The sequence below is a fragment of the Rhizobium sp. UFLA01-1127 genome, from assembly GCF_059803845.1.
Window position 1 is genome coordinate 39,695 of the sequence record NZ_JAUQTZ010000041.1, and the last position, 8,010, is coordinate 47,704.

At 61.8% G+C, this 8,010-nt stretch carries 8 protein-coding genes; 3 read left to right on the top strand and 5 right to left on the bottom strand.

The genetic code is table 11. The annotated features are described in order from the left end of the window. The first annotated feature begins 89 nt into the window (after positions 1-89). Positions 90-704: a LysE family translocator gene (locus tag Q4Q11_RS12915; RefSeq protein ID WP_498569705.1), complete on the top strand. Its 615-nt coding sequence runs from the start codon at positions 90-92 to the stop codon at positions 702-704. Positions 705-708: 4 nt separating this feature from the next. Here Q4Q11_RS12915 and Q4Q11_RS12920 read toward each other — a convergent pair whose 3' ends face one another. The 5 genes from Q4Q11_RS12920 to Q4Q11_RS12940 all read right to left on the bottom strand — a co-directional run bounded on the left by Q4Q11_RS12920 (position 709) and on the right by Q4Q11_RS12940 (position 5,606). Further along, positions 709-1,446 (bottom strand): 16S rRNA (uracil(1498)-N(3))-methyltransferase, encoded by a 738-nt coding sequence (locus Q4Q11_RS12920; protein ID WP_498569706.1) that lies wholly within the window; start codon positions 1,444-1,446, stop codon positions 709-711. A gap of 75 nt (positions 1,447-1,521) precedes the next feature. Next, entirely contained in the window at positions 1,522-3,057 is a 1,536-nt protein-coding gene (locus Q4Q11_RS12925; RefSeq protein ID WP_498569707.1) for an inorganic phosphate transporter, read from the bottom strand. Positions 3,058-3,153: 96 nt separating this feature from the next. Further along, positions 3,154-3,651, bottom strand: a complete 498-nt coding sequence (locus Q4Q11_RS12930; RefSeq protein ID WP_498569708.1) for an NUDIX hydrolase — start codon at positions 3,649-3,651, stop codon at positions 3,154-3,156. A 465-nt stretch (positions 3,652-4,116) separates the two neighbouring features. Further along, the gene (locus Q4Q11_RS12935; protein WP_113213836.1) at positions 4,117-4,680 is read right to left on the bottom strand and encodes an O-acetyl-ADP-ribose deacetylase; all 564 of its coding nucleotides are present in this window, start codon (positions 4,678-4,680) and stop codon (positions 4,117-4,119) included. Between the two features lie 29 nt (positions 4,681-4,709). After that, positions 4,710-5,606: a LysR family transcriptional regulator gene (locus tag Q4Q11_RS12940; protein ID WP_113213835.1), complete on the bottom strand. Its 897-nt coding sequence runs from the start codon at positions 5,604-5,606 to the stop codon at positions 4,710-4,712. Positions 5,607-5,726: 120 nt separating this feature from the next. Between Q4Q11_RS12940 and Q4Q11_RS12945 the strand changes: the two genes are divergently transcribed. Both Q4Q11_RS12945 and Q4Q11_RS12950 read left to right on the top strand, forming a co-directional pair. Continuing rightward, on the top strand, positions 5,727-7,166 hold the full coding sequence (locus Q4Q11_RS12945; protein WP_498569709.1) for an FAD-linked oxidase C-terminal domain-containing protein: 1,440 nt from the start codon (positions 5,727-5,729) through the stop codon (positions 7,164-7,166). Then, the coding region (locus tag Q4Q11_RS12950; RefSeq protein ID WP_498569710.1) for an FAD-binding protein at positions 7,163-8,010 on the top strand (848 nt) is incomplete at its 3' end. The genes Q4Q11_RS12945 and Q4Q11_RS12950, both read left to right, overlap by 4 nt.

Sequence of the window (8,010 nt, forward strand, 5' to 3'; positions counted from 1 at the left end):
CAGTCACCGGCATATTTGCACAAGCGTTCAAGACGTCCCGCTATTGACCCGGATAATTTGCTTCGACTGACATCAAGCGGAGCATATCCATGAACGGTCCAACCGGTTTCTACTATTCCACGCTGACGCTGCTTCTGGCATCGCTGGTGATCATGGGAAGCCCCGGCCCCTCGACAATCAGCGCCACGGCGATGGGCGCAGCCTATGGCTTCCGGCGGTCGCTCGGTTACGTCTGCGGCCTGATCGCAGGAACCGTGGCCGTCTTGCTGGCTGTGGCAGCCGGCGTCGTCGCAATCCTCTTGTCCGTGCCGTATGGCGCCTTCATGCTGACAATGGTCTCGGCCATCTATATCCTCTATCTTGCCTTCAAGATCGCCACCGCGCCGCCGTTGTCGCGCCGCGGCAACGATACCGCAGCTCCGGCCTTCTCCGGCGGCTTTCTGTTGGCTGTTGCCAATCCCAAGGCCTATCTTGCTATCGCAGCCGTCTTTGCAGGCGTGAGCCTGTTTCAGGGCCAGAGGCTGCTCGACGCTACCGTGAAGGTCGTGTTGCTCGCGGCCATGATCGTCGCCATCCATATGGTCTGGCTTCTTGCCGGTGCTTCCCTATCCCGCTCCCTTCAGGATCCGAAGATCTCGCGGATCGTCAACCTCTTGCTGGCGATCCTGCTGATCGTCGCAACCGTTGTCGCCGTGTTGAAATGAAACCTCAGTTCCAGTCGCCGATGACAGCCTGGATCACCGCCATGGCGGCGACGGCCGCCGTGTCGGCGCGTAGGATGCGCGGCCCGAGCGGGATGGCGGTGACGAAATCGAGGCTGCGCAGCAGGGCACGCTCCTCCTCGGAAAAGCCGCCTTCGGGGCCGACCAGCAGCGCCAGATGCTTCTCCTTCACCTGCGTCAGCAGCGGCAGCGGGTTCTGGCCGGCATCGCCTTCGTCGCAATAGATGATGCGGCGTTCGCATGGCCAGCGGGCGAGCAGGTCGGCAAGCTTCACCGGCTCGGCGACATCGGGGATGCCGAGAATGCCGCATTGCTCGGCGGCTTCGATGACATTGGCCTTGACCTTGTCCAGATTGGTGATCTTGCCCTGCACATGCTGCGTCATGACCGGCTGGAGCAGGCCGGCACCCATCTCCACCGCCTTCTGCACGAGATAGTCGAGGCGCCCGACCTTCAGCGGCGCGAAGAGATAGTGCAGGTCGGAGGGAGCCGGCTGCGGCCGCGTCTCCTCGACCGGCGTCAGCAGGATGCGCTTGCGGGTCGGGAAGGAGATGCCGGCTTTCCACTCGCCGTCGCGGCCGTTGAATACAAGCAGTTCGGCGCCATCCTCCATGCGCAGCACATTGGCGAGATAGTTGAACTGATCCTGGTCGGCTTCGATCGCGACGCCGGCCTTGATGTCTGACGTCACGTACAGCCGCTGCATGCGGAAATTGGCGCGCATGGATTATCTACCCCCGGGATGGCTTGGAACGATAAGATGGAGCGGCTCGAAGACCCGGCGAGAAGCCGAACCGCTCTAAATGAAGAGCGCGACCATAACCCAATATACCACGGCGGCAAGCAGGGCGGCGACCGGAACGGTGATCGCCCAGGCGGCGATGATGGTCATGAAATGCGAACGGCGCACCAGACGCCGGCGATAGATCTCGTCCAGATTGCGCTCATCGGCGTTGTCTGGTTCGTGCCAGGCAATGCCCGCGGCTTCCGCCTGTCTGCGCATATAGTCCAAACGCCGCTTGGAGCGGGCGGTCGACCATTCGCGGAAGAAACCGACGCCGAAAACCGCGCCTACCGCAATATGGGTCGAACTCACCGGAAATCCGAACCAGGCTGCGACGATAACGGTGAGTGCCGCCGACACGGCGACGCAGTAGGCACGCATCGGATTGAGCTTGGTGATCTGCTCGCCAAGCAGGCGGATCAGGCGCGGCCCGTAAAGCAGCACACCCACGGAAATGCCGCAGCCGCCGATCAAGACCACCCAATAGGGAGCTTTCTGTGCGCTTGTTTCGGCCAGCACGCTGAGCGAGCCGCCGAGGCCGATATCGCGAACGATCGCTGCAAGCGGGCCGATGGCATTGGCAACGTCGTTGGCACCGTGCGCAAAGGACATCAAGGCCGCCGAACAGATGAGCGGCAGACGGAAAAGCTTGCGCAGCGAGCTGTTCTTGTTTTCCAGCCCGGCGGATTGCGCCGCCACCAGCGGCCGTGCGCCGAGCCAGGCGATGACGCCGATGCCAATGCCGATTCCAAGGTTCAGGAGATTGGGGATCGTATCTTTGGGCTCCAGCTGCACGACGAGATAGCCAGCGAAGGCGCCGGCCATGAGGCCGATCAGAATGGGAATCCAGTGCCTGGCGGCGGCGATCTTATCATCGCGATAGATGATGAAGGTCTCGATGAAAAACAGGATGCCCGCCGCAATGCCACCGCCCATGAAGGGTGTTACGACCCAGCCGGCGGAAATGGCGGCCAGCACGTTCCAGTTCACGAGCTGCGGGCCGGCTGCGGCCGCACCTGCGCCGACGACGGCACCCACGATCGTATGGGTGGTGGAAACAGGCGCTTTCAGCCAGGTGGCCAAGTTGATCCAGAGTGCCGCTGCCAGAAGTGCCGCCATCATCAGCCAGGCAAGCTTGCCGACGCTGATGATGCGGTTGGTATCGACGATATGTGTCGAGATGGTGTTGATGACCGGGCCGCCGGCAATCGTCGCGCCGAGGATCTCGAAAATGGCTGCCATGACCAGCGCCTGCGTCATGGTGATCGCGCGCGCACCGACGGCCGCGCCGACATTGTTGGCCACGTCCTTGGCGCCGATGTTCATGGCCATGTAGCCGGCAAGAACGACGGCTGCGAAAATCAGTGTCGCACGCGGCTGGTCGAGCACGTAGATGCCGGCGAAGACCATGGCGAGCCCAAGGAAGATGAGGCCGAGGCCGGGCGCCACCAGGCGCCTCGCCACATGATGGATCGCATCCTCGACATAGGTGAACTTGTCGAGATCCTTGTCGAGCGTCCTTTTTGCTGGTGTGGCCGGTCGGTCGGGCATGCAATTCTCTGGGTCAAAACCTGTCGTATCGCGCGTCCGATGGCGCGCGCAATATCCGTCAGCGATCGTGGCATAGTTTTTTGTGACTAATGTGGCTTATTTTGCCTGAATTGCCGCAGGAGTAGCTCTCATCCGCTCTGCGAAGGCAAGGATCAGATCCCGCAGTTCCGGTTCATGGACGCGCCTGGCCGCTTCCTCACAGGAGACCCATTCGAGCGAGCGTTCGCCCTTCTCCTTGAACTGCTTCGCAAGTTCGCTGACTTCGAGCGCGTAGACCTGCACGCGGCATGGTATCTGAATGCCGTCTCTCAGCACTTTGTCATAGCCGAAGCTACCGAGCGGCTGCGTTTCCACTGTCCCGCGCACGCCCGCCTCTTCATAGGCCTCGCGCGCCGCAACCTCGTGGGAGAGCTTGCCGGGCATCGGCCATCCCTTGGGAATGACCCAGCGGCCGGTGTCGCGGCTGGTCAGCAGCAGCATTTCGAGATCACCCGTCTTCTTCTTAAACCGGTAGCAGAGCGCAGCATATTGCTGTCGCGGCGGACGCCGAAACATGAGTTGCACATCGTTTGCTATACGGCTGAGAAAGGCCAATTGTCGGGTCACCTTTTGGAAATTCGAGTGAAAGATCGATTCTATATTATCATCGTGTGGAAAAATTTTGCACTTCACAGAATGTTATATGGTATTTCCCCACAAATTTATTGAGAGGTGAGTATGTAAAAAGGTGCTGTTTTGTCTTCTGATATTCGCCAGCCATTGTGCTGAAAGCGACATTGAACAGCATTTTCATGCCGCAGATGACGTAGCTGCTTGAACGAAACCTCCATTGCGCCAAGAAGAAAGATAACAGCTGGCCATGCCCAAACCCGTTTCGTCCCGACGGCCTGCCGCCTCTGAACGCGCTTCGCGCTCTCGACGCCGTGGCGCGGCTGTATCCGGAAGCATGATGCCAAAAAGTGTGAGGGATTTCGGACGGCATCATGCTCTGCTTCTTTGATTCTTGGAGCGGATTCAGATTTTACGTCGGTTCGGCCTAAAATCATCCGGCTTCAGGCATCAGGCTTTGGCGAGCGTCCGCGGCAGCAGTCGATCGTAGAGTGCTGCCATCTCGTCGCCGAAACAGCAGAAGATGATTTCTTCGAAGGCGCCATCCTCGCTTTCGGCAAGAGTGGTGCGGATCGCGATCCCTGCCGCCGGCTCGACGGGAAAGCGATAGACGCCTGTGGAGATTGCGGGAAAGGCGATCATCTTCAGACCGTGCTGCCGGGCAAGGCCGAGGCTGTTGCGATAGCAGCCGGCAAGAAGCTCTTCCTCGCCATGGCCGCCGCCATTCCAGACCGGGCCGACCGTGTGGATCACATGCTTGGCCGGCAGTCGGTATCCGCCCGTCATCTTTGCCTGCCCGGTCTTGCAGCCGTTCAGCATCCGGCATTCCGCGACGAGATCCGGCCCGGCGGCGCGATGGATTGCGCCATCCACGCCACCGCCGCCGAGCAGGCTGCTGTTGGCGGCGTTGACGATGGCATCGACTGGAAGCCTGGTGATATCGCCAAGCGCCACGGTGAACCGCGTCTTTGAATTCGGGGCAAGATCGGAACGGATGGTCTCGGGCGCGGACATGATGGTCTCCTCGGGCTTCGAAATGGCCCTTATCGCTCCCAATACGGGACAGGCCCGTAAAGTTCCGCCAGAAAGTCGATGAAGACGCGCACTTTGGCCGGCAGGAACTGCCGGCTGGGGTAAACGGCCGACAGCGTGATATTGTGCGAGCCTTCATAGGCCGGAAGCACCTGCACGAGACGGCCGTCGCGCAGTTCCGGCCCGATATCCCAGGTGGAGCGCAGCGCAATGCCGAGGCCGGCGATGACAGCTTCGCGCACGACCTCGCTGGAATTGGTAATGAGTCTGCCCTCCGGCCGGAAGATCAGGCTGCCTTTCGGCCCCTCGAGCCGCCATGGGTCGAGATTGTGCGCCGGCAGGCAGATATGCCGGCGCAGGTCGTCGATATCCTCGGGCATGCCATGGGCATCGATATAAGCAGGGGAGGCGCAGAGCACGCGGCGCACCGGCGCCAGCCTGCGGGCGACGAGGCTGGAATCGGTGAGTTCGGCAATGCGGATGGCAAGGTCGAAGCCGCCGCCGACGATATCGACGAATTCGTCGCTCAGCACGAGATTGAGCGCCAGTTCCGGGTGGGCTTGCATGAAGGATTTCAGATGCGGCGCGATGTGCAGGCGGCCGAACGAGGTCGGGGCTGATATTTTCAGCGTGCCGTGCATTTGCGAGGAGCGCCCGGCAATATAGGCTTCCGCCTCTTCCAGTCCGGCGAGAATGGCAAGCACGCGGTCATAGAAACCTTGGCCCGCCTCCGTCAGCGAAATCTGTCGCGTCGTGCGCTGCAGGAGCCGGGTGCCAAGCCTGTCTTCAAGGCGCTTGATGCGCTTGGAAATGACGGCGGGCGAAAAACCGAGAGCACGGCCCGTCAGGGACATGCTGCCCGTTGCAACGACGCTCGCGAAGATTTCGAGATCCCCTAAATTGGTCATGCAGAATTATTTCCTGTTTTGGAATAAGTGCTTATCATTTGCTCCAAACTTGGGAAAGCGCTAAGCCTTTATTGCGCTAAAAGGGGCTGTGTTCGTAAAAGGACGCAGAAGGAGGACGGCATGGCCGAGGCCATTTCATTTCTGGAGCCGCGTGCGGATGTTCTGGCGCGCCGCAGCGCGATCGTCGCCGATCTCGCCGATCTCCTGGCGCCCGAATGTTTGATCCACGAGGCGCGCGAGCTCGTGCCCTTCGAAACCGACGCTTTCGTTTCCTATCGCCGTCTGCCGCTTGCCGTCGCGCTGCCGCGCTCGACGGCGGAAGTCGCGGCCGCCATGAAATACTGCCATCGCTACGGCATTCCCGTCGTGCCGCGCGGCGCCGGCACGTCGCTGTCGGGCGGCGCCATCCCGCAGGAGGATGCCGTCGTCCTCGGCCTCTCCAAGATGAACCGCATCCTCGACATCGATTATGCCAATCGCACCGCGACCGTGCAGGCTGGCGTGACGAACCTGCACGTTTCCGAAAGCGTCTCGGCTGACGGCTTCTTCTATGCGCCTGACCCGAGTTCGCAGCTTGCCTGCACCATCGGCGGCAATATCGGCATGAATTCCGGCGGCGCGCATTGTCTGAAATACGGCGTCACGACCAACAATCTGCTCGGCGTCAAGCTGGTGCTGACCGACGGCACCGTCATCGATCTCGGCGGCAAGGCGCTCGATGCGCCGGGCTACGATCTTCTCGGCCTCGTCTGCGGCTCGGAAGGCCAGCTCGGCATCGTCACCGAGGCGACGGTGCGGCTCATCGCCAAGCCCGAGGGTGCCCGGCCGGTGCTCTTCGGTTTCGACAGTTCCGAAGAAGCAGGCGCCTGCGTTGCCGATGTCATCGCCGCCGGCATCGTCCCCGTCGCGATCGAATTCATGGACAAGCCGGCGATCGAGATCTGCGAGGCCTTTGCCAAGGCCGGCTATCCCCTCGATGTGGAGGCGCTCCTCATCGTCGAGGTCGAAGGCTCCGAGGCGGAAATGGACGATATGCTTGCGAGCATCGTCACAATCGCCCGCACTCACAGAGTCAAGACCGTGCGCGAATGCCAGTCGGCAACGGAAGCAGCCCTGATCTGGAAGGGCCGGAAATCTGCCTTCGGCGCCACCGGCCGCATCGCCGATTACATCTGCATGGACGGCACCGTACCGCTCAGCCAGCTCTCCTACGTCCTGAAGAAGACGAGCGAGATCGTCGATGGTTACGGTCTGCGCGTCGCCAACGTCTTCCACGCTGGCGATGGCAACATGCATCCGTTGATTCTCTTCAATGCCAACGACCCCGAAGATGCCGCAAAGGCGGAGGCCGCCGGCAACGATATCCTGCGGCTCTGCGTCGATGCCGGCGGCTGTCTCACCGGCGAGCATGGCGTCGGCATCGAGAAGCGCGATCTGATGCGCCACCAATATGCCGATGTCGATCTTGCCCAGATGATGTCGGTACGATCAGCTTTCGACCCCGGCTGGATCCTCAATCCGTCCAAGGTCTTCCCGCTTGATGGGCGCAACGCCGCATGAGCGAGTTTCACCCCCGGACGGAGGAGGAAGCCGCCTCCATCATCAGCGATCATTCGGTGCGCGGCGCTGCTCTCGCGATCGTCGGCGGCAATACGCGATCCGGCTTCGGCAATGCCGTCGTATCCGATGCGGTTCTGTCGTCGAGCCGCCTTGCCGGCATCGTCGCCTACAATCCGGGTGAGATGGTGATGACTGCTCGCACCGGCACGCCGGTTGCCGAGATCGAAGCGGCCCTTGCCGAGGCAGGCCAGATGATGGCCTTCGAGCCGATGGATCACCGGCCGCTGATGGCGACCGAAGGCGAGCCGACGATCGGCGGCATTTTCGCCGCCAATGTCTCCGGCCCGCGCCGTTTCGTCAGCGGGGCCGCGCGCGACAGCCTGCTCGGCGTCCGCTTCGTCAATGGCAAGGCCGAGATCGTCAAGGCCGGCGGGAGGGTGATGAAGAATGTCACCGGCCTCGATCTGGTCAAGCTGATGGCCGGTTCGCATGGTACGCTCGGGCTGCTGACCGAAGTGACGTTCCGTGTGCCGCCGAAGCCGAAGACGGAGGAGACGATCGTCCTCTCCGGCCTCAACGATGCGGAAGCTGCCAATGCGATGGCCGCGGCCATGGCTCTGCCGCTCGAAGTGTCAGGCGCCGCCCATCTGCCGCTCACCGTCGCCTGGTCCTTTCTCGACGGCAAGCTGCCGCAAGGCGAGGCGACGGTGCTGCGCATCGAGGGTCTTCCCGGCTCCGTCGCGGTCCGTGGTGAAAAGCTTGCCGCAGCTATGGGCCGGCTCGGGTCGGTGAAACGTCTCGATGAGGCTGACAGCCGCAGGCTCTGGCGCGAGATCCGCAATGT